Source organism: Serratia ureilytica, from assembly GCF_017309605.1.
GTDB lineage: Bacteria > Pseudomonadota > Gammaproteobacteria > Enterobacterales > Enterobacteriaceae > Serratia > Serratia ureilytica.
In genome coordinates this window covers 2,255,305-2,277,303 of sequence record NZ_CP071320.1, presented here as the reverse complement: position 1 = coordinate 2,277,303, position 21,999 = coordinate 2,255,305, and the positions used below count along the sequence as shown (strand labels likewise).

Below are 21,999 nucleotides of genomic sequence, written 5' to 3'. Positions count from 1 at the left end.
GGTATGCTGAAACTCACAAGCCATAAACCCCGTGTTCTACCCTGATGGTGAAGAAAACGCCGTTGTTAATAAGCTTTAATAATAAAAAAACTTTTTATATAACCACTATACCACGATGCAGCTTCAAGTATAGATCCGCGTCACACTATGATAACGATTATTTTGCATGGGTATCAACGTGAAACGGCGGTGTCGGAGGGATAAAAACAGCAAAGGATAGATCCGTTTGCCCCTTTTCACCAATAAAAAAACCAGCCGCCAGGGCTGGTTTTTCATCTTGCGGGCAGGACATCGGCCTTACTTCTTGCCTTCGACCCACTTGCCGTCCACGTAGAACGCGGACCAACCGGTCGCCTTGCCGTCTTTTTCAGAGGAGACGTACTGCTGCTTGGTTTTACGGCTGAAACGCACCAGCGTTTTGTTGCCTTCGGCATCCGCCACCGGCGCATCGGCCAGGTAGCGCAGTTTCTCCGGCAGACGATCCTTGAAGCGAGCCAGTTCTTCCACCAGCGGCGCGCGGGTCTCGCGCGATTTAGGGAAGGTGTTGGCCGCCAGGAACACGCCGGCAGCGCCGTCACGCAGCACGAAATAGGCGTCGGACTTCTCGCACGGCAGCTCCGGCAACGGCACCGGATCTTCCTTCGGCGGCGCGACATCGCCGTTACGCAGGATCTTGCGGGTGTTTTTGCAGTTCTCGTTGGTGCAGCCCATGTACTTGCCGAAACGCCCCATTTTCAGGTGCATTTCCGAGCCGCACTTGTCGCACTCCACCACCGGGCCATCATAGCCTTTCAGACGGAACTCGCCCTCTTCGATCTCATAGCCGTCACACGCCGGGTTGTTACCGCAGACGTGCAGCTTGCGCTGGTTGTCGATCAGATAGCTGTCCATCGCCGTACCGCATTTCTGGCAGCGGCGGCGGGCGCGCAGCGCGTTGGTTTCCGCGTCGTCGCCTTCGAGGATGTTGAGCACTTCCGCTTCCGGCACCAGGTTGATGGTGGTTTTGCAACGTTCCTTCGGCGGCAGCGCGTAGCCGGAACAGCCGAGGAACACGCCGGTGCTGGCGGTACGGATGCCCATCTTGCGGCCGCAGGTCGGGCAGTCGATGCTGGTCATCACCATCTGGTTAGGCCGCATGCCGCCTTCTTCCGGATCCTTCTCCGCCGTTTCAAGCTGCTCGCTGAAATCGACGAAGAATTCGTCCAGCACCGCTTTCCACTCGGCCTGGTTGTTGGCGACCTCATCGAGGCCGTCTTCCATGCGGGCGGTGAAGTCATAGTTCATCAGCTCGCGGAAGTTCTCTTCCAGACGGTCGGTGACGATCTCACCCATTTTCTCGGCATAGAAACGGCGGCTTTCCACCCGCACATAACCGCGATCCTGAATGGTCGAGATGATGGAGGCGTAAGTGGACGGACGGCCGATGCCGCGTTTTTCCAGCTCTTTCACCAGCGAGGCTTCGCTGTAGCGCGCCGGCGGCTTGGTGAAGTGCTGGCTCGGGATCAGTTTCTGCAGATCCAGCTCGCTGCCGATTTCGACGAACGGCAACGTGCGATCTTCATCGCCTTTGCGCAGGGCCGGCATCACCTTGGTCCAGCCGTCAAAGCGCAGCGTACGGCCCTTAGCGCGCAGCTGATAATCGCCGGCTTTCACCGTCAGCGTGGTGGAATCGTATTGTGCCGGCGTCATCTGGCAGGCGACGAACTGACGCCAGATCAGCTGATACAGCTTCTGCGCGTCCGCTTCCATGTCTTTGAGCTGTTCGGCGAGCACGTTCACGTCCGAAGGACGGATCGCTTCGTGCGCTTCCTGCGAATTCTCTTTGCTGCTGTACTGATTCGGCGCCTTCGGCAGGTATTTATCGCCGAAGTTGTCGCCGATGTAGCCACGCACCATGTTGAGCGCATCCTGGCTCAGGTTGGTGGAGTCGGTACGCATATAGGTGATGTGACCGGCTTCATACAGCCGTTGCGCCATCATCATGGTTTTCTTCACGCCGAAGCTCAGGCGGGTGCTGGCGGCCTGTTGCAGCGTGGAGGTAATGAAAGGCGCGCCCGGCTTGCTGCTGGTCGGTTTGTCTTCGCGATCCAGCACCGTGTAGCGGGCTTTTTCCAGCAACTTGACCGCGGCGTGCGTCTGCTCGCGGTTGACCGGCTTGAACGGTTTGTCGTGCGCGTGAGTCACTTCCATCTGCAGCGCGGTTTCACCCTTCGCCAGCAGATCGGCATGCAGCTCCCAGTACTCTTCCGGCACGAACGCCTTGATGTCGCGTTCGCGCTCAACCACCAGACGCACCGCCACCGACTGTACGCGGCCGGCGGACAGGCCGCGGGCAATTTTTTTCCACAGCAGCGGCGAGACCATATAGCCCACCACGCGGTCCATAAACCGGCGCGCCTGCTGCGCGTTGACGCGGTCAATGTTCAACTCGCCCGGCTGTTTGAACGCCTGTTGGATCGCGTTTTTGGTGATTTCGTTAAACACCACGCGGCTAAAGCGTTTGTCATCCCCACCGATCACTTCCCGCAGGTGCCAGGCGATGGCTTCCCCTTCGCGGTCAAGGTCGGTTGCGAGATAAATGTGGTCGGCGTTTTCCGCCAACGATTTTAACTCGGCGACCACTTTTTCTTTACCCGGCAGGATTTCATAATGCGCTTTCCAGCCGTGGTAAGGGTCGACGCCCATGCGATTTACCAGCGCCGCCTTCTCATCTTTTTTAACTTTTTTCTTGGCTTTGTCTTCGGTTGAGTCAGCGCTCTTTTTGCTGGCTGAGCCACTGGTCGGCAAATCACGGATATGACCGACGCTGGACTTCACCACGTAGTCACTTCCTAAATATTTATTAATAGTTTTGGCTTTTGCCGGGGACTCAACTATTACGAGAGCTTTACCCATATTTACCTTTACCTAATTTATTTCTTCTAAAAAGAAGTCTTTTATCTCGCCGTGCCGCGGCAATTCGTGTCTCTTTTTTTATATTGCGGCAGTCTGGCAAGAGATCAACAGATTTTTTTCTTTTGGTTGCCCAACTGCTCAACCTGAACGCAAGTTGTTGATCCTGCCTGCTATTCACCCATGCCCCAGAAGTATGGCTGCGTGATTTTTATTCATGGCGTAAACAAAACCTTCCACCCGACGCCGCAAAATCCCACACTGTACCTGATAAAAAGCGTCACGCAACCTAATTAGCACGGAAAGGCAGATTTCGCCAACCGGCCGCCGCCCATGGCCATCCAGACGGCAAATAAACCTTAGTCGGTTTGCGGATAAAAGCGAACCGGCGTTAGAATATGCGCAGCGTTTTTTGTTTGGAGTCTAATAAATGTACAAGAATACTGCACCTATCGGCCGCGAGGCCCTGCTGGCGGAAGCAAATAACATTATCCGCCAACACGAAGATTATCTGCACGGCATGATCGCCACCGACGTTGAACAAAAAAGCGGCGTTTTAGTTTTTCGCGGCGAATACTTTTTAGATGCCGATGGATTGCCCACCGCCAAAACCACCGCCGTATTTAATATGTTTAAACATTTGGCTCACCTGCTTTCGGAAAAATACCATTTGGTCGATTGAGAAAACAAAACGGGGGCGCCTGGCCCCCGTTGATTCCTGCTCTTCTCGCCTTACAACAACGGCTTTTCCCCGCGCTGCCACCAGCGCAACAGCAAACGATCGACGCTTTCCGCCGCGCTGCCGGTGAAACGATCCATCAAACGTTTACGACGCGCATAGCGCACGGCGATCACTTCGTGGTTATCCAACTCGGCGATCAACAAATCGTCGCTGGTGCCGATGGCGTCGATCAGGCCTTTCTCTTTGGCCTGGATCCCGAACCAGTGCTCACCGGTGGCGACGCTGTCGATGTCCAGCGACGGGCGCTGCTCGTGCACGAAGCGTTTGAACAGCTCGTGCGTTTCGTTCAGATCTTCGCGGAACTTCTCGCGCCCCTGCTCGGTATTTTCACCGAACAGCGTCAGCGTACGTTTAAACTGCCCGGCGGTATGCAGCTCCACGTCGATGTCGTTCTTCTTCAGCAGGCGGTGGAAATTCGGGATCTGCGCCACCACGCCGATGGAACCGATGATGGCGAACGGCGCCGCCACGATGCGATCCGCGACGCAGGCCATCATGTAGCCGCCGCTGGCCGCCACTTTATCCACCGCCACCGTCAGGCGGATGCCGCCTTTGCGCAAGCGCTCCAGCTGCGAAGCCGCCAGGCCGTAGCCGTGCACCACCCCGCCCGGGCTTTCCAGACGCAGCAGGACTTCATCCTGCGCCGAGGCCACCGCCAGCACCGCGGAGATCTCTTCGCGCAGCGACGTCACCTCGTGCGCATCCATGCTGCCCTTGAAGTCCAACACGTACAGGCACGGCTTGGCCACTTCCACCGCGCCGGATTTGGCGCGCTGCTTCTTCAATTTGTCATCAGATTTGGTCTGCTTCTTGAACTGTTTCAGCCAAACCTTTTGCTCGGCAGTATCCATACGCGCCAGGCGCATATCGCGCTGCATTTCGCGATACTGCTCACCGAGATCGGTCAACTGCAGCTCCCCTTTCTGACGGCTCTTGCGTTGCCCCAGACTGACCGCCAGGATGGCCAACGCGGCGATGGCGAGCACCACCGTGGCGACCTTGGCCAGAAACAGGCCATAAACAGATATAAACTCCACAGATTCCGCCTTTATTTACAGGTTGTTAGTATGATTCTTTCCATTTTAGCCAACCGCAGCGCCTGCTGTCGCGGCTAAATGAAAATTCATTGCGTTCTGCACGTCACTATGGGGACGATTCAAGGCCGAACCAAGCCGCCGCCGCGCCGCTTTTGTTACAAAAGAATGTCATTTCAGCCTGCTACGCATTGAAAATGCGTACGGATTAAGGCATATAACACCCATTATTCATCAATATGATGAGACAGATTCGCTGCGCGGCCCGCAGAAGGTCGAGCTCTCGCTCCCGCCCTGGCCGCGCGTTTCACCCTTGCTCCCCACGATACGCGGGAGAACAGCCACCCAGGCGAGGATTTATCGTGCATTACCAACCCAAACAAGATCTACTCGAACAACGCATTATTTTGGTCACCGGCGCCGGAGACGGCATCGGCCGCGAAGCGGCGCTGACCTACGCTCGCTTCGGCGCCCAGTTAGTGCTGCTGGGACGCACCGAGAGCAAACTGCTGGCGGTACAACAAGAGATCGCGGCCCAGGGCGGCGCCCCGGCCCTGGTGGTCACGCTCGACTTGCTGCACGCCACGCCGGAGCAATGCCGGCAGATAGCCGACGATCTGGCGCGCCAAATTCCGCGCCTGGACGGCGTGCTGCACAACGCCGGCCTGCTGGGCGACATTGCGCCGATGGCCGACCTGTCGATAACCATGTGGCAAGAGGTGATGCAGGTTAACGTCAACGCCACCTTTATGCTGACTCAGGCGCTGCTGCCGCTGCTGCTGAAATCCCACGCCGGGTCGCTGGTGTTCACCAGTTCCAGCGTCGGGCGCACCGGCCGCGCCGACTGGGGCGCTTATGCGGTGTCGAAGTTCGCCACCGAAGGCATGATGCAGGTATTGGCCGATGAATACAAAAATCGTAATTTGCGGGTAAACTGCATCAATCCGGGCGGAACTCGCACCAAAATGCGCGCATCCGCCTTCCCGCACGAAGACAAAAACAAGCTGAAAACCCCGGCTGACATCATGCCGCTGTACCTGTATCTGATGGGCGAGGACAGCCGGCGAAAAACCGGCATGAGCTTCGACGCCCAGCCGAACCGCAAACCCGGCGCGGCCGAATAATAAGGAGCGTTTCATGGCGGAAGATCGTCATCAACAGCGCCAGCAGCGCCTGAAAGAACAGGTCGATGCACGCATCGCCGCGGCGCAGGACACCCGCGGCCTGCTGCTGGTGTTTACCGGCAACGGCAAAGGCAAAACCACCGCCGCCTTCGGCACCGTCACCCGCGCGGTCGGTCACGGCATGCGCGCCGGGGTGATCCAGTTCATCAAGGGCGAGTGGCCCAATGGCGAAAAGAATCTGCTGCAGCAACATGGCGTTGAATTTCAGGTGATGGCTACCGGCTTCACCTGGGAGACGCAGAACAAGGCAGGCGACACCGCCGCCTGCCAGGCGGTGTGGCAGCACGGCAAACGCATGCTGGCCGACAGCGGCCTGGATCTGGTGCTGCTGGACGAAGTGACCTACATGTTGACCTACGGCTATCTGGAGCTGGAAGAGCTCAAAGAAGCGCTGCGGCAGCGCCCTGCGCACCAAACGGTGATACTGACCGGGCGCGGTTGCCATCGCGAGCTGCTGGAAATGGCGGATACGGTTACGGAGATGCGGCCGGTGAAACACGCGTTCGACGCGGGCATCAAGGCGCAGCAGGGGATCGATTGGTAACAAAACGTTCTGGCCCCGAACGGGGCCAGAATGACGGGATTAGCTGCGTTTGCTCGGTTTGCCCGATTTACTCGGTTTGCTGCCCGGCGCACTGCGACGGCCGCTGCCGGCCACCTGCGAGTGACGCTTGACCGCGCGACGGATTTGGTTAGCCTTCACGCGGCGGCGCTCACGCTCCACCGGCATCTTGCTGACCGTTTCCGGTTTCAATTCAACCAGCTCGCGCAGGTAGTTGATCGCCGGCAGATCCAGCTCGGCCCAGCCGCCGCGCGGCAGGCCTTTCGGCAGATCGATATCGCCGTAGCGTACGCGGATCAGGCGGCTCACCTGCACGCCCACCGCTTCCCACAGGCGACGCACTTCACGGTTGCGGCCTTCGGTCAGGGTCACGTTGTACCATTGGTTGAGGCCTTCACCGCCCTGGAAGCTGATGGTGCGGAACGCGGCCGGGCCGTCTTCCAGTTGCACGCCTTTGCTCAGCTGCTTCACTTTCGCATCGTCGACCTGGCCAAACACGCGCACCGCGTACTCGCGTTCCACTTCACGGCTTGGGTGCATCAGACGGTTGGCCAGTTCGCCATCGGTGGTGAACAGCAGCAGACCAGAAGTGTTGACGTCCAGTCGCCCTACCGCCACCCAGCGCGAACCGCGCAGCTTCGGCAAGCGATCGAACACCGTCGGGCGGCCTTCAGGATCGCTGCGGGTACACAGCTCACCTTCCGGTTTGTAGTAAGCCAGCACGCGGCAGACCACCTCTTCGGACTCTTTGATCGACAGGACATGACCATCCAGACGAATTTTCATCGCCGGGGTCACTTCAACGCGATCGCCCAGCTTGGCGACCTTGCCGTCGACGCTGACGCGCCCGGCTTCAATCATGGTTTCGATTTCACGACGCGAGCCGTGCCCGGCGCGCGCTAATACTTTCTGTAACTTTTCGCTCATTGAGCAACCTCTAATGTCGCCTTCACAGGCGTCGGGGGGATAACCGCCGCGGCCAATCGCCGCAACGGTAATAATACGTTTATCAAGATCGAACCGCGCATTATACAGGCTTTCTAAGGTGTTGAAACCCACTTTATCGGCGGTGCCCCCAAGCGGCGTTCACGGCGCCAAGAAGTCCTCCACCGCCCTCAGCACCGCGTCGGGCCGTTCCAGAATGCCGAGGTGAGTGCGGGCCTCTTCTAAACGCGCCACGGAGAAAAACGGCCGCTCGGCGGCAAATGCCTGCTGTTGCCGCAGATAGTCATCGCGGCGATCCAGCGAGTAAATATGCCGGCACGGCGGCGGCGCGCTCATTCCCGCCAGGCGTTGCAGCGGCGAGCCGAACTGCCGGTAGGCCTGTTCGATGGCCACGCCGGCGGCGCGCCAGAGCCGGTCATCTTCCTGCGCCATCTCGACCTCCAGATGGCATTTGACCCGATCGTGGCGGATGCCGCCCTGCCAGAAGTCGAACAAGGCGTCGCGCGCCGCCAGCCACTGCTGCGGCTGCTGCATGCGGCTCACCGCCGCAAAGAACGCTGGCTCCGGCTGCGTCATGATCCAATCGAGAAACACCATGCCCTGCACCTGCTGCGGCAACGCCTCGGCCAACGCCACCGCCAACCAACTGGCGTGCGCCACCGACAGGGTGATCACGTTGTCCAAACGCAGCGCCGTCAGCAATTGGCGCACATCCTCCAGCAAATCGTCCGCCGTCAGCGACATCTCCGCCGCTTTTGACGACAGGCCGTGGCCACGCCAATCGATGCTGATCGTCCGATAACCGTCGGCCGCCAGCGCGATGAACGGCTCAAACACGGTTTTCGGTTCGCACCAGCCGGGCAGCAACACCAACGTGAGCGGCCCTGAGCCGATATCCTGATAATCGAGCGTCATGTTGGCACTGTGAAATGCGGTCATATTACCTCCTGCGCGTCTCTCCCCGACCCGTTCGGGAATTACCGACGGGCTAAGGGTGACAGCGCAGCAGGTCATGATCTATTGAAGTTCGTGCGGAAAAGACCCGAGCGCACCTTATGAAAAAATGCGCACTTATTGGAATGGGAATTTAATGGCGCACGCAGGGATAGGCGGCGCTCAACGCCAGCATAATCACCGACGGTGCGGAATAATGCAGTTGCTCGGGATGTTCGTTCAAGTACTGCATTACCGCGTCGGCGGCTACGCCGATGCTCATTCCGGCCTCTGGGCAGATATTGCGATTGCCCTGCATGGAATAGGTATCGAATACGCCGGCGACGTATCCCATAAACATGCCGCCATTCAGCGCTTCGGCCACGGTGGCTTCACCGCTTTTATTTTTTACGTAACCGCCGGATTCCGCCAGCAAACCGCTGCCCGAATAAAAACCCGCATTCGCCATTGAGGAAAATAATAAGGCCGCTAAAAAAGAAACCTGTTTAATCATTGCTGCGCATCCTGCCCATTATCAATTCTGAAGTCTTCAAGAATAGCGGCTTTCACGCGAAATAGCGTCGCTTCAGCCGTTTTTCAGACAATGGGCAAGGTGGCAATATTTTACATCAGCGGAAAGGCGCCGCGTCGCCGGCGCCTTCGCGCACCACTTCCGGCGAGGATTCGGTCAGATCGATAACCGTGGTCGGCTGTTGGCCGAGGAAGCCGCCGTGGATCACCAGATCGACCACCTTGCCCAAATGATCGCTGATCTCTTCCGGATCGGACTCGGCGAAATCATTGCCCGGCAGCATCAGCGTGGTGGACATCATCGGTTCGTTCAACGCCTCCAACAGCGCCAGCGCGATCGGGTTCGACGGCACGCGCAGGCCGATGGTTTTGCGCTTTTCATTCATCAGGCGGCGCGGCACTTCTTTGGTCGCTTTCAGAATGAACGTGTAGTTGCCCGGCGTATTGTTTTTGATCAGACGGAACGCCGTATTATCGACGTGAGCATAGGTCGACAACTCGGACAGATCGCGGCACATCAGGGTAAAGTTGTGGTTGCCGTCCAGCTGACGGATGCGGCAAATGCGCTCCATCGCCGCCTTCTCTTCCAGCATGCAGCCCAGCGCATAGCCGGAATCGGTGGGATAAACGATCACCCCGCCCTTGCGCAGCACCTCAACCGCCTGGTTAATCAAGCGCGGCTGCGGGTTGTCAGGGTGAATATAAAAAAGCTGACTCATGACTTGCTCCTAAATGATGCTCGCGCGCGTTGCCACGCGCGTAAAATCAGACCGCCTGGCCCGGCTGCGGCCAATCGCGCCACACCGGCTCGACGCCGCCCGGCAGCCACAGCTTGCGCCCCAGTTCGATCCACGAGCAAGGTTGATGGAAATCAGAGCCTTGCGAGGCCAACAGGCGGTAGTCTTGCGCGTATTTCGCCAGCTGAGTGCGCTCATGCGGCGCCTGCTGACACTGCGCCACTTCCATGGCGTCGCCGCCGTGTTCGGCGAAATGCGCCAGCAAGCGTTTCAGCCATTTCGCGGTCAAATCGTAACGGCCCGGGTGCGCCATCACCGCCTGGCCGCCCGATTGATGAATCGCATCAATGGCTTGTTCTATTGTACACCACTGCGGCGGTACATAGCCGGTTTTCCCCTTGGCCAGGTATTTCTTGAACACCTGAGCCATATTGTCCGCCACACCGATCTCCACCAGGTAACGGGCGAAATGGCCGCGGGTCACCGCGCCGGCTCCGGCCAGGCGTTGGGCGCCGGCATAGGCGTCGGGAATACGCGCCTTGCCCAGCCGCACGCCGATCTCCTGCGCCCGCCGGTTGCGGCGTTCGGTTTGTTCCGCCAACAGCGCCACCAGCGCCGGATGCGCGACGTCCATACCCAACCCAACAATATGGATTTCATGATTTTCCCACAGCGTCGAGATTTCCACTCCATTGACCAACCGCAACGGCAACACCTGCTCCGCGATGGCGGCGGCGGCCTCGGCCAGCCCGGCGGTCGTGTCGTGATCGGTGATCGCCAACACCCCCACGCGCATCTCTACCGCCCGCTGCACCAGCTGCGTCGGCGTCAGGTAGCCGTCGGAGGCGGTCGTATGGCTGTGGAGATCGTACAGGGTAAAAGCGGTGGATTGAGGGTTACTGTCTGTCAAAACGGCTATCCGGCAATGGCTTGGTTTTCTATCATACCTGCGATCGGCGGCCGGACGGAAATCTATTCTGCCCCGGTTGGGCGCGCGGGCGGGATGATGAACAGAATTCACGCTGACCGCTAAAACATTGTACAAAAAGGGGGTTGACTTTGCCCTCGCGAACCAGTTAACTAGTACACAAGTTCACGGCAGTGGCCGTGTCGGATGAGAGTTAACAAAGAGAGTCTGCAAATGAACACATACATTTCTCTTCACGGTTGGTGGCGTACCTCCCTCTTGCGGGCGGTGTAATCGCGCATAGCTGTCATCTGACAATGCAGATTTCCTGAGCCCGCACCTGATGCGGGCTTTTTTATGGACAGAATTCACTGGAACCACCGATGATGAACATCAAACCACAATTGACATTACTGAAGGCGCAGGCCAGTTACCGGGGCGATCCCACCACCCTTTTCCACCAGCTGTGCGGCGCCCGGCCGGCCACCCTGCTGCTGGAGTCGGCGGAAATCAACAGTAAACAGAATCTGCAGAGCCTGCTGGTGATCGACAGCGCGCTGCGCATCACCGCGCTGGGTCACACCGTCAGCGTGCAGGCGCTCACCGCCAATGGCGCGGCGCTGCTGCCGCTGCTGGACGAAGCGCTGCCGCCCGAGGTCAGCATTCAGGCGCGCCCAAACGGCCGCGAGCTGACCTTCCCGGCGATCGACGAGGTGCAGGACGAAGACGCGCGCCTGCGCTCCCTGTCGGTATTCGACGCGCTGCGCACGCTGCTGACCCTGGTCGACTCCCCGGCGGACGAGCGTGAAGCCGTGATGCTGGGCGGCCTGTTCGCCTACGATCTGGTCGCCGGTTTCGAAAACCTGCCGACGCTGCGCCAGGATCAACGTTGCCCGGACTTCTGCTTCTATCTGGCGGAAACCCTGCTGGTGCTGGATCATCAACGCGGTTCCGCCCGATTGCAGGCCAGCGTCTTCAGCGAGCAAGCGAGTGAAATACAACGCCTGCAGCAGCGTCTGGCGCAATTGCAGACCGAATTGAAACAAACCCCGCAGCCAATCCCGCACCAAAAGCTGGAAAACATGCAGCTGAGCTGCAACCAGAGCGACGAAGAGTACGGCGCGGTGGTCAGCGGGCTGCAGGAAGCGATCCGTCACGGCGAGATTTTCCAGGTGGTGCCGTCGCGCCGCTTCTCCCTGCCGTGCCCGGCGCCGCTGGCGGCCTACCAGACGTTAAAAGACAACAACCCCAGCCCGTACATGTTCTTCATGCAAGATGACGAGTTCACCCTGTTCGGCGCTTCGCCGGAGAGTGCGCTGAAATACGACGCGGGCAATCGCCAGATCGAAATCTACCCGATCGCCGGCACCCGCCCGCGCGGCCGCCGAGCCGATGGTTCACTGGATCTGGATCTCGACAGCCGCATCGAGCTGGAAATGCGCACCGACCACAAAGAGCTGGCCGAGCACCTGATGCTGGTCGATCTGGCGCGCAACGATCTGGCGCGCATCTGCCAGGCCGGCAGCCGCTACGTGGCCGACCTGACCAAAGTGGATCGCTATTCGTTCGTCATGCACCTGGTTTCCCGCGTGGTGGGCACCCTGCGCGCCGATCTCGACGTGCTGCACGCCTACCAGGCCTGCATGAATATGGGCACCCTGAGCGGCGCGCCCAAAGTGCGGGCGATGCAGCTGATCGCCGCCTCCGAAGGCACGCGCCGCGGCAGCTACGGCGGCGCGGTAGGCTACTTTACCGCCACCGGCGATCTGGATACCTGCATCGTCATTCGCTCAGCCTACGTCGAAGACGGCATCGCCACCGTGCAGGCCGGCGCCGGCGTCGTGCTGGACTCCATCCCGCAGGCGGAAGCCGACGAAACCCGTAATAAAGCCCGTGCCGTGCTGCGCGCCATCGCCACTGCGCACCATGCCAAGGAGGTGTTCTGATGGCCGATATCCTGCTGCTCGACAACGTCGACTCCTTTACCTACAACCTGGTCGATCAGCTGCGCGCCAGCGGCCACCAGGTGGTGATTTACCGTAACCAGATCGCCGCCGAGGTGATCATCGAGCGTCTGGCGCAGATGGAACAGCCGGTGCTGATGCTGTCGCCGGGCCCCGGCGCCCCTTCCGAAGCGGGCTGCATGCCGGAACTGCTGCAACGCCTGCGCGGCCGGCTGCCGATCATCGGCATCTGCCTCGGCCACCAGGCGATCGTCGAAGCCTATGGCGGCCAGGTCGGCCAGGCGGGGGAAATCCTGCACGGCAAAGCCTCGGCGATCGTTCACGACGGTGAAGGCATGTTCGCCGGCATGGCCAACCCGCTGCCGGTGGCGCGTTACCACTCGCTGGTCGGCAGCAACATCCCGGCCGATCTGACCGTCAACGCCCGGTTCGGCGAGATGGTGATGGCGGTACGCGACGATCGCCGCCGCGTATGCGGCTTCCAGTTCCACCCGGAATCGATTCTGACCACCCATGGCGCGCGCCTGCTTGAGCAGACCCTGGCCTGGGCGCTGGCGAAGTCATAAAAGGAACACGACGATGCAACCTATCCTTGAGAAACTGTACCGCGCTGAATCGATGAGCCAGCAGGAAAGCCAACAGCTGTTCAGCGCCATCGTGCGCGGCGAACTGGAGCCGAGCCAACTGGCGGCGGCGTTGATCAGCATGAAAGTCCGCGGCGAGCGCCCGGAAGAGATCGCCGGCGCCGCCAAAGCGCTGCTGGAAGATGCTCAACCGTTCCCGCGCCCTGACTATCTGTTTGCCGATATCGTCGGCACCGGCGGCGACGGCACCAACAGCATCAATATTTCCACCGCCAGCGCCTTTGTGGCGGCGGCGTGCGGCGCGAAAATCGCCAAACACGGCAACCGCAGCGTCTCCAGCCGCTCCGGCTCTTCGGATCTGTTGGCGGCATTCGGCATCCGCTTGGATCTGCCGGCGGAAGAGGCGCGCAAGGCGTTGGACGATCTTGGCGTGTGCTTCCTGTTTGCGCCGCAGTACCACACCGGCTTCCGTCACGCCATGCCGGTACGCCAGCAGTTGAAGACCCGCACGCTGTTCAACGTGCTGGGCCCGCTGATCAACCCGGCGCGTCCGCCGCTGGCGCTGATCGGCGTTTACAGCCCGGAACTGGTGCTGCCGATCGCCGAAACCCTGCGCGTGTTGGGCTATCAGCGCGCGGCGGTGGTTCACGGCGGCGGCATGGACGAGGTGGCGATCCACGCCCCGACGCACGTGGCGGAATTGAACAACGGCGAAATCTGCAGTTATCAGCTTACCCCGCAGTCCTTCGGATTGGAAACCTATCCGCTGGAGGCCTTGCTGGGCGGCACGCCGGAAGAAAACCGTGACATTTTGGCGCGGCTGTTACAAGGTAAAGGCGAGCCGGCGCACGCTGCGGCGGTCGCGGCCAACGTCGCGTTGCTTCTGAAGTTATTCGGACATGAAGACCTGCGCCAAAATGCGCGGCAGGCACTGGATATGATCAACAGCGGGCAGGCCTATGAGCGTGTCATCGCACTGGCGGCAAGAGGATAAATGATGCAGGAAACCGTGCTACACAAGATTGTCCGCGACAAAGCGCAATGGATCGCGGCGCGACAACAGCAACAGCCCCTGGCCGGCTTTCAGAATGACATCGTACCGAGCGAACGCAGCTTCTACCACGCGCTGCAGGGCACCCGTACGGCTTTCATTCTCGAATGCAAGAAGGCCTCGCCTTCCAAGGGGCTGATTCGCGAGAACTTTGATCCGGTGGAGATCGCCACGGTCTATAAAGATTTCGCCTCGGCGATCTCGGTGCTGACCGACGAGAAATACTTCCAGGGCAGCTTTGATTTCCTGCCGCTGGTGAGCAAAACCGTCAGCCAACCGGTGTTGTGCAAAGACTTTATCATCGACCCGTATCAGATTTACCTGGCGCGCTACTATCAGGCCGACGCTATCCTGCTGATGCTGTCGGTGTTGACCGACGAACAGTACCGCCAGCTGGCGGCGGTGGCCCACAGCCTCAATATGGGCGTGCTGACCGAAGTGATCAGTGAAGAAGAGCTGCAGCGGGCGATCGCGCTGGAAGCCCGCGTGGTCGGCATCAATAACCGCGATCTGCGCGATCTGAGCATCGATCTGGACCGCACCCGGCAGTTGGCGCCGCGCGTGCCGCATGGGGTGACGGTGATCAGCGAGTCGGGCATCAACAATTACGGGCAGATCCGCGAGCTCAGCCACTACGCCAACGGTTTCCTGATCGGCAGCGCGCTGATGTCGGAACCCGATCTGCGCGCCGCCGTGCGCCGTGTGATCCTGGGCGACAATAAAGTGTGCGGCCTGACTCGCCCACAGGACGCCGCCGCCGCGTATCAGGCCGGCGCCATCTACGGCGGATTGATTTTCGTCGGCCGCTCGCCGCGCTATGTGGATATCGTCCGCGCCCGCGAAGTCATTTCCGGCGCGCCGCTGAAGTACGTCGGCGTCTTCTGCGACGCCCAGCTCGATACCGTGGCGCTGACCGTGGAGCGCCTCGGTCTGCAGGCGGTGCAACTGCACGGCGCGGAGGACCAGGCCTATATCAGCGCCCTGCGCGCCCGCTTGCCGGCCCATTGCCGCATCTGGAAAGCGCTGAGCGTGAAAGAACGGGTGCCGCCGCGCGATCTGCAGCATGTCGATCGCTATCTGCTGGACAACGGCGCAGGCGGCACCGGCCAACGCTTCGACTGGTCGGTATTGCAAGGCGAAGATCTGACCAACGTTATGCTGGCGGGCGGTCTGCGCGCCGACAACTGCGTCGAAGCGGCCAAGCTCGGCTGCGCCGGTCTGGACTTCAATTCCGGCGTGGAAAGCGAACCGGGCATCAAGGATCCCGCGCGCCTGGCCTCGGTCTTCCAAACCCTGCGCGCTTACTGAATACGGCTCTATATTAATAACGGATAATGACGGGAACTCTCATGACGCTGCTTAACCCCTACTTCGGCGAATTTGGTGGTCAATACGTACCGCAAATTCTGATGCCGGCCCTGAAACAACTCGAAGAAGCCTTTGTCAGCGCCCAGCGCGATCCGGCGTTTCAGGCGGAATTCATCGATCTGTTGAAGAACTACGCGGGCCGCCCTACGGCGCTGACGCTGTGCAAAAATCTCACCGCCGGCAGCAACACCAAGCTCTATCTGAAGCGGGAAGATCTGCTGCACGGCGGCGCGCACAAGACCAACCAGGTGCTGGGCCAGGCCCTGCTGGCCAAGCGCATGGGCAAAACCGAGATCATCGCGGAAACCGGCGCCGGCCAACACGGCGTCGCTTCGGCGCTGGCCTGCGCGCTGCTCGGCCTGAAATGCCGTATCTATATGGGCGCCAAAGACGTTGAGCGCCAGTCGCCGAACGTGTTCCGCATGCGGCTGATGGGCGCGGAAGTGATCCCGGTGCACAGCGGCTCCGCCACCCTGAAAGACGCCTGCAACGAAGCGTTGCGCGACTGGTCCGGCAGCTATGAAACCGCGCACTATATGCTCGGCACCGCGGCCGGCCCGCACCCGTACCCCACCATCGTGCGTGAATTCCAGCGCATGATTGGCGAAGAGACCAAAGCGCAGGTGCTGGAGCGCGAAGGCCGCCTGCCGGATGCGGTTATCGCCTGCGTCGGCGGCGGCTCCAACGCCATCGGCATGTTCGCCGATTTTATCGATGACGCCGACGTTGGGCTGATCGGCGTGGAACCCGCCGGTCTGGGCATCGAAACCGGTCAGCACGGCGCGCCGCTCAAGCATGGCCACGTCGGCATCTATTTCGGCATGAAGGCGCCGATGATGCAGACCGCCGAAGGCCAGATTGAAGAATCCTATTCAATCTCCGCCGGGCTGGACTTCCCGTCCGTCGGGCCGCAGCACGCCTACCTGAACAGTACCGGCCGCGCCGAATACGTGTCGATCACCGACGACGAAGCGTTGGAGGCGTTCAAAGCGCTGTCGCGCCATGAAGGCATCATCCCGGCGCTGGAATCCTCACACGCCCTGGCGCACGCGCTGAAAATGATCCGTGAAACGCCGCAGAAAGAGCAGATCCTGGTGGTCAACCTGTCCGGCCGCGGCGACAAAGACATATTTACCGTTCACGACATTTTGAAAGCACGGGGAGAAATCTGATGGAACGTTATCAGCAACTGTTCACGCGTCTGGAAAGCAGCAAGGAAGGCGCCTTCGTCCCGTTCGTGACGCTGGGCGATCCTAATCCGGCGCTGTCGCTGCAGATTATCGACACCCTGATCGAAGCCGGCGCGGACGCGCTGGAGCTGGGTATCCCCTTCTCCGACCCGCTGGCGGATGGCCCAACCATCCAGAGCGCGACGCTGCGTGCCTTCGCCGCCGGCGTTACGCCGACCCAGTGTTTCGAGCTGCTGGCGGCCATTCGTCAGAAGCACTCGACCATTCCCATCGGCCTGCTGATGTACGCCAATTTGGTGTTCCATAAAGGCATCGATGCTTTTTACCAACGCTGTGCGGAAGTGGGCGTGGATTCAGTGTTGGTCGCCGACGTGCCGTTTGAAGAATCGGCGCCGTTCCGCGCCGCGGCCGTGCGCCACGGTATCGCGCCCATCTTCATTTGCCCGCCGAACGCCGATGACGATCTGCTGCGTGAAATCGCGTCGCACGGTCGCGGCTACACCTACCTGCTGTCGCGTTCCGGCGTCACCGGCACCGAAAGCCGGGCGCAGTTGCCGCTGCATCACCTGGTGAACAAGCTGCGCGAGTATCACGCCGCTCCGCCGCTGCAGGGCTTCGGCATCTCCGAGCCCGAGCAGGTGAAGGCTGCGCTGCAGGCCGGCGCCGCCGGCGCCATCTCCGGATCGGCAATCGTCAAAATCATCGAACGGCACCATGCCAACCCGGCGGAAATGCTGACCAAGCTGGCGGCCTTCGTCAGCGCGATGAAGCACGCGACCCGCGCGTGATCCCCTTCGGCGAGCGCCTTGCCGGCGCTCGCTTTAACAGCTTGTTTCCCCTCAAAGTTTGTTCTATTTATTTACAGCAAAAATTTGAACAAACCCGCGTCTTGTCTCACAATAAACATTGTTCGCTATGCATTTCTTCGTTTGATTTGGGGAATGCGCTCGCTGCGGCGAAAAAACCGCATCGAATTTCAACCATAACATTGCATGGAGAGTAATTTATGAAGCTGTTTAAAACCCTTTCGGCCTTGTGCATGGCAGCCGTTGTGGCGGTCGCGGTGAGCGCTTGCGCACCGACGGCGAAATCAGAGGGAACAGGCGGTTATATCGATGACACCGTGGTCACCACCAAAGTGAAATCGGCGCTGCTGGCGGATAAAAACATCAAGTCGCGCGAAATCAGCGTGGAAACCTTTAAAGGACGCGTGCAGTTGAGCGGCTTCGTGACGTCAAGCGATGACGCCAACCGTGCGGTGCAGGTCACACGCGGCGTGGCCGGCGTGAAATCTGTTGAGAACGTCATGCAGGTTAAATAATACCGACACAGGGAGGCGCAATGCCTCCCTGTTTGCGGCCTTCATCAGAAGCGATAACCCGCCCCAAACATAAACACCCACGGATCCAAACGCGTATCGAAGCTGTGGTGCCCACCGTTCGCGTCGTTGAAACGCGTTTTGGTTTCGATGTTCATCCACCACACCGACATGTTCAGCATCCAGTGCTCATCCAGGTTGTAATCCAGACCGGCCTGCGCCGCCACGCCCCAGGAGTCTTTCAGATCGAGGTTGCTCAACCCGGCGCTTTTGCCGTAGTCGTTGAACTTCTCGTCGAAGAAAGTGGTGTAGTTAACGCCGACGCCCAGATAAGGACGCAGTTTGTCCTGCTTGTCGCCGAAGTAGTATTGCGCCATCAGCGTAGGCGGCAGTTGATGAACGGTCGCCAGATCGGTGCCGCCCAGGGTAACCTTGTGGCGGAACGGTGTCGCGGCCAACAACTCAACGCCGATGTTGTCCGTCACCATATAACCGAAGGTCAAACCGAGCTGGGTATTGTTTTTCGCATCCAGCGATCCCAAACCCAATACGTTGTCCGAGCCCGCATTTGGACGCACCGTCGCGGTGCCCGCACGGAACAGGAAATCACCGGCCTGATGCGCACTTGCCAACATAGGCGCCATCATCGTCGCCAATACCACCAGAGTTGTCTTTTTCATTATCCATTCCATTTGTGTGGTTAATCTCTCGAGGGGGAATATACCTACTTTCGGGTATTTGTGATCCCATCGAGATCACATCTTATGTGTAAAATTTTAAAATCCCACCAAAAACAAGGTTACCTAACCGCTTAATAAATCAAGGATTGATCTGCATCAAAAAAACGATTTTGTTGCAAATTATCTGCATGTTCAAATTTCAGTTGCGGAAAAAAATACGGCTGAGGTAATTTCATCTTCCGTGTTGGTTTTGGTTGGTGCCGTGAGGAGTCGGCGGGCAATCAAGATGAGCGAAATCCTTAATCCCTGTGTCAGCTGCGGCGCATGCTGCGGTTATTTTCGAGTGTCATTCTATTGGGCCGAAGCCGAAGACGGCGGCGGCACCGTTCCCCTTTCCCTGACGGAGCCTCTGACCCCGTTCCTGCGCTGCATGCAGGGGACCAACAGCAAGTCTCCGCGCTGCACCGCGCTGGACGGCGAGATTGGCAAAGCCGTGTCGTGCTCGATTTATCTTAATCGGCCAAGCCCGTGCAGAGAGTTCGATCAGTCCGGTGAAAACGGCCTGCGCAACGAAGCCTGCGATCGCGCTCGCGAACGCTACGGCCTGCCCCCCTTGCCGGTGCCCTTGCCGCTGTCGTTGCCTGAGACGACGATCGTTGAAGAAATAGACGTAGTGCAATTCGCGGGGTGCCACAGCGGCGTGGAACAGGGTACAATCACCCACTGATTTATCTCTGTTTTCTCGACGCCAAGGAGTCTGCATGCCTATCACGGCCAACGCTTTGTACCGTGACAGTTTTAACTTTTTACGCAATCAACTGGCCAGCATCCTGATGCTGGCGCTGTTGACGGCGTTTATCTCGGTGCTGCTGAACCAAGCTTTCAGCCCCGATGCCGAACAGTTGGCGACGCTGGCCGCCTCCACCAGCGATTTCGCGTCGTCGACCGGCATGGGCATTCAGGACGTGATCCAGCAGATGACGCCGGAACAGCAGATGGTGTTGCTGAAAGTGTCGGCCGCCGCCACGTTCTCCGCGCTGGTCGGCAACGTGCTGCTGGTCGGTGGGATGCTGACGTTGATCCGTCTGGTGTCTCAGGGGCAACGCACCAGCGCCCTGCGCGCGCTCGGCGCCTCGGCGCCCGATCTGCCGCGCCTGCTGCTGCTGCTGTTTATCTGCACCTTGCTGATCCAGCTCGGCCTGACGCTGTTCGTGGTGCCGGGCGTGATCATGGCTATCGCCTTCGCGTTGGCGCCAGTGATCGCCTCCGTCGACAAGAAAGGCGTCTTCGCTTCGCTCAAGCTGAGCAGCAAATTGGCCTTCGCCAATGCGCGCGTGATTGTGCCGGCGATGATGCTGTGGTTGGCGGCCAAACTGCTGGTGCTGTTTTTAGTGAGCCATCTGTCAGTGCTGACGCCGAACGTGGCCAGCGTCGTGCTGACCGCGTTAAGCAACCTGGTCTCCGCCCTGCTGCTGATCTATCTGTTCCGTTTGTATATGCTGCTGCGCGGCTGACGCCGGCGCAACAAATGCCCAGGGGCACGCTTCGGCGCGCCCCTTTTTTGTTTACCCCACCGCGGCGGCTTCCGCCTGTTCCTTACTCTGAATCAGCTTCAGCGCCAGATAGAGATCCGGCACCAAAATCAGCTCCTTGTCCCGCCCCAACCGATTGATGCGGAACCAGCGCGTCAGTTCAGTGCGGCGCCCGGCCAGCACCAGTTTGACGTTACGCTGCAACAGATCGCGTTTCAGTTCGTCGATGGCCGCCAGCACGCTGATATCGGCATGGGTAAAGCTGGCCACCGCGTCCACCACCACCCAGCGCGGCTGGAATGGCGTACTGTCGACCAAATTGAGAATGCGGCGTTTGAAGTAGGCCACGTTGAAGTAGGTCAGCGGCGAATTGAAGCGATACATCATGACGCCGGGCACCGCCTTCACCCCATTGTTGTTGCCCATGGAATGGATCATGCCTTCGTCGTTAACGCCCAGCAGCTGTTCCGTCGGCCGAAAGACGGTGTGCAGAAACTGCATCAGCCCCAGCAACACCGCCAGCCCGATGCCGCTGATCACCCCGACCAACAAGACGCTGAGGAAGGTAAATATCGCCAGGCGAAAAGCCTGCGCGTTGCGGCGGCGCAAGATCCAGATGCCGCGAAAATCCAGCAGCGACCAGGCCGCATACATCAGCACCACGCCCAATCCCGCCACCGGAATAAACTGCAGCGGCGCCATCAGGAACAGCAAGACGAAAGCGATCACCGCGGCGGCGATGATCGACACGAGCTGGCTCTTGCCGCCGTTGGCGTCATTCACCGCGGTGCGCGAATCCGCCCCGCTGATGGCGAAGCCTTGCGACAATGCGGAGACGATATTCACCATCCCCAGCGCGCGAAACTCAGCGTCAGCGTTGACCTCATAGCCGTTTTTGGCCGCGAAACTGCGGGCGGTCAGCATCATGCTGACAAAGCTCACGACCGCCAGGTTGAGCGCCGGGATCACCATGTCGCGCAGCAGCCCGGGCTGAAAGTCCGGCCACTGGACGATCGGCAACACGCCGCTGAAACCGCCCACCGTCACCACGCCATACTGCTGCAATCCGCCCGCCCAGGTGACGAACGCCGCCAGCACGATGGCGAACAGCGGCGCCGGCCAGTTAGGCCGCCATTTTTTAAATCCGAGCAGCGTCACCAGCGTCAGCAAGGACACCGCCATCGTCAGCCAGTCGCTGTGCAACAGGTTGGCCGGCAGCGCGTAGATGCGCTCGATCAGCTGCGCCGGGCGCACTGTGAACCCCAACACCTTGCCGATCTGATCGACGATGATGGTCAGCGCCACGCCGTTCAGCAGCCCGCTGAGGATCGGCCGCGACAGCAGATCCGCCAGCGCCCCCAGCTTGAACCGGCTGGCCAACAGGCACCAGCCGCCCATCATCGCGGTCATCATGATGGTCAACTGCCAATGGCGTTCCATATTGCCCGCCGCCAGCGGCGTCACCACCGCGGCGATCACCGCACAGGTGGCGGCATCGGGCCCGACGATCAGCTGGCGTGACGAACCGAACAGCGCATAGGCCACCATCGGCAAGATACAGGAATAAAGCCCCACCACCGGGCTAACCCCGGCCAGTTCGGCATAGGCGATGGCCACCGGCAAGGCGACGGCGGCGACGGAAAGACCGGCGCGCATATCCGGTTTGAGCCAACTGCGTTGATAGCCCAATAAATGCGTCAAACCAGGCGTCAGGGCCTGGAGAGATTTCCACTGCATGCTGTTTTCCGCGGTAAATTATCTGGTTATTATGGCACTTACTATGCGATCTGCGGCCAGCGCTGGCAATGCGCCCGTGCTTTCTTGCGTAAGTTTATGCAAATTCCT

The 21,999-nt window shown here is 59.8% G+C and carries 20 protein-coding genes, 1 pseudogene and 1 other annotated feature; of the genes and pseudogenes, 11 read left to right on the top strand and 10 right to left on the bottom strand.

The genetic code is table 11. The features are described 5' to 3' along the window. Positions 1-157 precede the first annotated feature (157 nt). A complete protein-coding gene (locus J0X03_RS24255) occupies positions 158-292 on the bottom strand; it encodes a hypothetical protein (protein WP_255201708.1) in 135 nt (44 codons plus the stop codon). A gap of 5 nt (positions 293-297) precedes the next feature. Further along, on the bottom strand, positions 298-2,895 hold the full coding sequence (gene topA, locus J0X03_RS10620; protein WP_015378045.1) for a type I DNA topoisomerase: 2,598 nt from the start codon (positions 2,893-2,895) through the stop codon (positions 298-300). 427 nt (positions 2,896-3,322) lie between these two features. Here topA and J0X03_RS10615 point away from each other — a divergent pair, with 427 nt between their 5' ends. Further along, positions 3,323-3,574, top strand: a complete 252-nt coding sequence (locus J0X03_RS10615) for a YciN family protein (RefSeq protein ID WP_033643262.1) — start codon at positions 3,323-3,325, stop codon at positions 3,572-3,574. 50 nt (positions 3,575-3,624) lie between these two features. Here the strand turns inward: J0X03_RS10615 and sohB are convergent, their stop codons facing one another. Further along, positions 3,625-4,671 (bottom strand): protease SohB, encoded by a 1,047-nt coding sequence (gene sohB / locus J0X03_RS10610; RefSeq protein WP_160204347.1) that lies wholly within the window; start codon positions 4,669-4,671, stop codon positions 3,625-3,627. Positions 4,672-5,030: 359 nt separating this feature from the next. Between sohB and J0X03_RS10605 the strand changes: the two genes are divergently transcribed. Beyond that, complete coding sequence (locus J0X03_RS10605) at positions 5,031-5,792, top strand: YciK family oxidoreductase (protein WP_033643264.1); 762 nt, start codon at positions 5,031-5,033, stop codon at positions 5,790-5,792. Positions 5,793-5,805: 13 nt separating this feature from the next. Next, positions 5,806-6,396 (top strand): cob(I)yrinic acid a,c-diamide adenosyltransferase, encoded by a 591-nt coding sequence (cobO, locus tag J0X03_RS10600; protein ID WP_033643265.1) that lies wholly within the window; start codon positions 5,806-5,808, stop codon positions 6,394-6,396. A gap of 39 nt (positions 6,397-6,435) precedes the next feature. Here cobO and rluB read toward each other — a convergent pair whose 3' ends face one another. The 5 genes from rluB to rnm form a co-directional block, all read right to left on the bottom strand. After that, complete coding sequence (gene rluB / locus J0X03_RS10595) at positions 6,436-7,341, bottom strand: 23S rRNA pseudouridine(2605) synthase RluB (RefSeq protein ID WP_033643266.1); 906 nt, start codon at positions 7,339-7,341, stop codon at positions 6,436-6,438. A gap of 159 nt (positions 7,342-7,500) precedes the next feature. Then, on the bottom strand, positions 7,501-8,298 hold the full coding sequence (locus J0X03_RS10590; RefSeq protein WP_033643267.1) for an alpha/beta fold hydrolase: 798 nt from the start codon (positions 8,296-8,298) through the stop codon (positions 7,501-7,503). 148 nt (positions 8,299-8,446) lie between these two features. Next, positions 8,447-8,806: a Rap1a/Tai family immunity protein gene (locus tag J0X03_RS10585; protein ID WP_016927523.1), complete on the bottom strand. Its 360-nt coding sequence runs from the start codon at positions 8,804-8,806 to the stop codon at positions 8,447-8,449. A gap of 115 nt (positions 8,807-8,921) precedes the next feature. Next, positions 8,922-9,542 (bottom strand): L-threonylcarbamoyladenylate synthase, encoded by a 621-nt coding sequence (locus J0X03_RS10580; RefSeq protein WP_033643268.1) that lies wholly within the window; start codon positions 9,540-9,542, stop codon positions 8,922-8,924. 46 nt (positions 9,543-9,588) lie between these two features. Continuing rightward, entirely contained in the window at positions 9,589-10,470 is an 882-nt protein-coding gene (gene rnm / locus J0X03_RS10575) for an RNase RNM (protein ID WP_033643269.1), read from the bottom strand. Between the two features lie 252 nt (positions 10,471-10,722). Then, positions 10,723-10,826 (top strand) — a sequence feature (Trp leader region). Positions 10,827-10,850: 24 nt separating this feature from the next. Here rnm and J0X03_RS10570 point away from each other — a divergent pair. The 6 genes and pseudogenes from J0X03_RS10570 (at position 10,851) to J0X03_RS10540 (ending at position 17,945) form a co-directional block, all read left to right on the top strand. Beyond that, positions 10,851-12,413 carry an anthranilate synthase component 1 gene (locus tag J0X03_RS10570; RefSeq protein ID WP_033643270.1) on the top strand — a complete coding sequence of 521 codons (1,563 nt, stop codon included), beginning with the start codon at positions 10,851-10,853 and terminating at the stop codon, positions 12,411-12,413. Then, positions 12,413-14,009, top strand: a pseudogene (trpD, locus tag J0X03_RS24190) (bifunctional anthranilate synthase glutamate amidotransferase component TrpG/anthranilate phosphoribosyltransferase TrpD). Before J0X03_RS10570 ends, trpD begins: the two are co-directional and overlap by 1 nt. A 3-nt stretch (positions 14,010-14,012) precedes the next feature. After that, entirely contained in the window at positions 14,013-15,374 is a 1,362-nt protein-coding gene (gene trpCF, locus J0X03_RS10555; protein ID WP_197806121.1) for a bifunctional indole-3-glycerol-phosphate synthase TrpC/phosphoribosylanthranilate isomerase TrpF, read from the top strand. Between the two features lie 26 nt (positions 15,375-15,400). Then, a complete protein-coding gene (gene trpB / locus J0X03_RS10550) occupies positions 15,401-16,606 on the top strand; it encodes a tryptophan synthase subunit beta (protein ID WP_170852993.1) in 1,206 nt (401 codons plus the stop codon). Beyond that, positions 16,606-17,412, top strand: coding sequence for a tryptophan synthase subunit alpha (trpA, locus tag J0X03_RS10545; protein WP_160204349.1), 807 nt, complete (start codon positions 16,606-16,608; stop codon positions 17,410-17,412). Before trpB ends, trpA begins: the two co-directional genes overlap by 1 nt. 218 nt (positions 17,413-17,630) lie before the next feature. Next, positions 17,631-17,945, top strand: coding sequence for a BON domain-containing protein (locus tag J0X03_RS10540; protein ID WP_016927515.1), 315 nt, complete (start codon positions 17,631-17,633; stop codon positions 17,943-17,945). 44 nt (positions 17,946-17,989) lie between these two features. Here J0X03_RS10540 and ompW read toward each other — a convergent pair whose 3' ends face one another. Next, positions 17,990-18,622 carry an outer membrane protein OmpW gene (ompW, locus tag J0X03_RS10535; RefSeq protein ID WP_019452715.1) on the bottom strand — a complete coding sequence of 211 codons (633 nt, stop codon included), beginning with the start codon at positions 18,620-18,622 and terminating at the stop codon, positions 17,990-17,992. Positions 18,623-18,908: 286 nt separating this feature from the next. On the opposite strand from ompW, the gene J0X03_RS10530 reads away from it, so the two are divergent. Beyond that, the gene (locus tag J0X03_RS10530) at positions 18,909-19,349 is read left to right on the top strand and encodes a YkgJ family cysteine cluster protein (RefSeq protein WP_033643277.1); all 441 of its coding nucleotides are present in this window, start codon (positions 18,909-18,911) and stop codon (positions 19,347-19,349) included. 34 nt (positions 19,350-19,383) lie between these two features. Then, on the top strand, positions 19,384-20,136 hold the full coding sequence (locus tag J0X03_RS10525) for a YciC family protein (RefSeq protein WP_033643278.1): 753 nt from the start codon (positions 19,384-19,386) through the stop codon (positions 20,134-20,136). Between the two features lie 51 nt (positions 20,137-20,187). On the opposite strand, the gene J0X03_RS10520 is transcribed toward J0X03_RS10525, so the two are convergent. After that, positions 20,188-21,891 carry a SulP family inorganic anion transporter gene (locus J0X03_RS10520; protein WP_033643279.1) on the bottom strand — a complete coding sequence of 568 codons (1,704 nt, stop codon included), beginning with the start codon at positions 21,889-21,891 and terminating at the stop codon, positions 20,188-20,190. Between the last annotated feature and the right edge of the window lie 108 nt (positions 21,892-21,999).

What these genes read in the sequence shown, in the direction of transcription:
- J0X03_RS10540 (WP_016927515.1), top strand. Translation starts at nt 17,631, where the DNA reads ATGAAGCTGTTTAAAACCCTTTCGGCCTTGTGCATGGCAGCCGTTGTG.
- J0X03_RS24255 (WP_255201708.1), bottom strand. Translation starts at nt 292, where the DNA reads ATGTCCTGCCCGCAAGATGAAAAACCAGCCCTGGCGGCTGGTTTTTTT.
- cobO (WP_033643265.1), top strand. Translation starts at nt 5,806, where the DNA reads ATGGCGGAAGATCGTCATCAACAGCGCCAGCAGCGCCTGAAAGAACAG.
- J0X03_RS10580 (WP_033643268.1), bottom strand. Translation starts at nt 9,542, where the DNA reads ATGAGTCAGCTTTTTTATATTCACCCTGACAACCCGCAGCCGCGCTTG.
- J0X03_RS10530 (WP_033643277.1), top strand. Translation starts at nt 18,909, where the DNA reads ATGAGCGAAATCCTTAATCCCTGTGTCAGCTGCGGCGCATGCTGCGGT.
- trpB (WP_170852993.1), top strand. Translation starts at nt 15,401, where the DNA reads ATGACGGGAACTCTCATGACGCTGCTTAACCCCTACTTCGGCGAATTT.
- trpCF (WP_197806121.1), top strand. Translation starts at nt 14,013, where the DNA reads ATGCAGGAAACCGTGCTACACAAGATTGTCCGCGACAAAGCGCAATGG.
- J0X03_RS10525 (WP_033643278.1), top strand. Translation starts at nt 19,384, where the DNA reads ATGCCTATCACGGCCAACGCTTTGTACCGTGACAGTTTTAACTTTTTA.
- J0X03_RS10520 (WP_033643279.1), bottom strand. Translation starts at nt 21,891, where the DNA reads ATGCAGTGGAAATCTCTCCAGGCCCTGACGCCTGGTTTGACGCATTTA.
- ompW (WP_019452715.1), bottom strand. Translation starts at nt 18,622, where the DNA reads ATGAAAAAGACAACTCTGGTGGTATTGGCGACGATGATGGCGCCTATG.
- trpA (WP_160204349.1), top strand. Translation starts at nt 16,606, where the DNA reads ATGGAACGTTATCAGCAACTGTTCACGCGTCTGGAAAGCAGCAAGGAA.
- rluB (WP_033643266.1), bottom strand. Translation starts at nt 7,341, where the DNA reads ATGAGCGAAAAGTTACAGAAAGTATTAGCGCGCGCCGGGCACGGCTCG.
- topA (WP_015378045.1), bottom strand. Translation starts at nt 2,895, where the DNA reads ATGGGTAAAGCTCTCGTAATAGTTGAGTCCCCGGCAAAAGCCAAAACT.
- J0X03_RS10570 (WP_033643270.1), top strand. Translation starts at nt 10,851, where the DNA reads ATGATGAACATCAAACCACAATTGACATTACTGAAGGCGCAGGCCAGT.
- J0X03_RS10590 (WP_033643267.1), bottom strand. Translation starts at nt 8,298, where the DNA reads ATGACCGCATTTCACAGTGCCAACATGACGCTCGATTATCAGGATATC.
- J0X03_RS10615 (WP_033643262.1), top strand. Translation starts at nt 3,323, where the DNA reads ATGTACAAGAATACTGCACCTATCGGCCGCGAGGCCCTGCTGGCGGAA.
- J0X03_RS10585 (WP_016927523.1), bottom strand. Translation starts at nt 8,806, where the DNA reads ATGATTAAACAGGTTTCTTTTTTAGCGGCCTTATTATTTTCCTCAATG.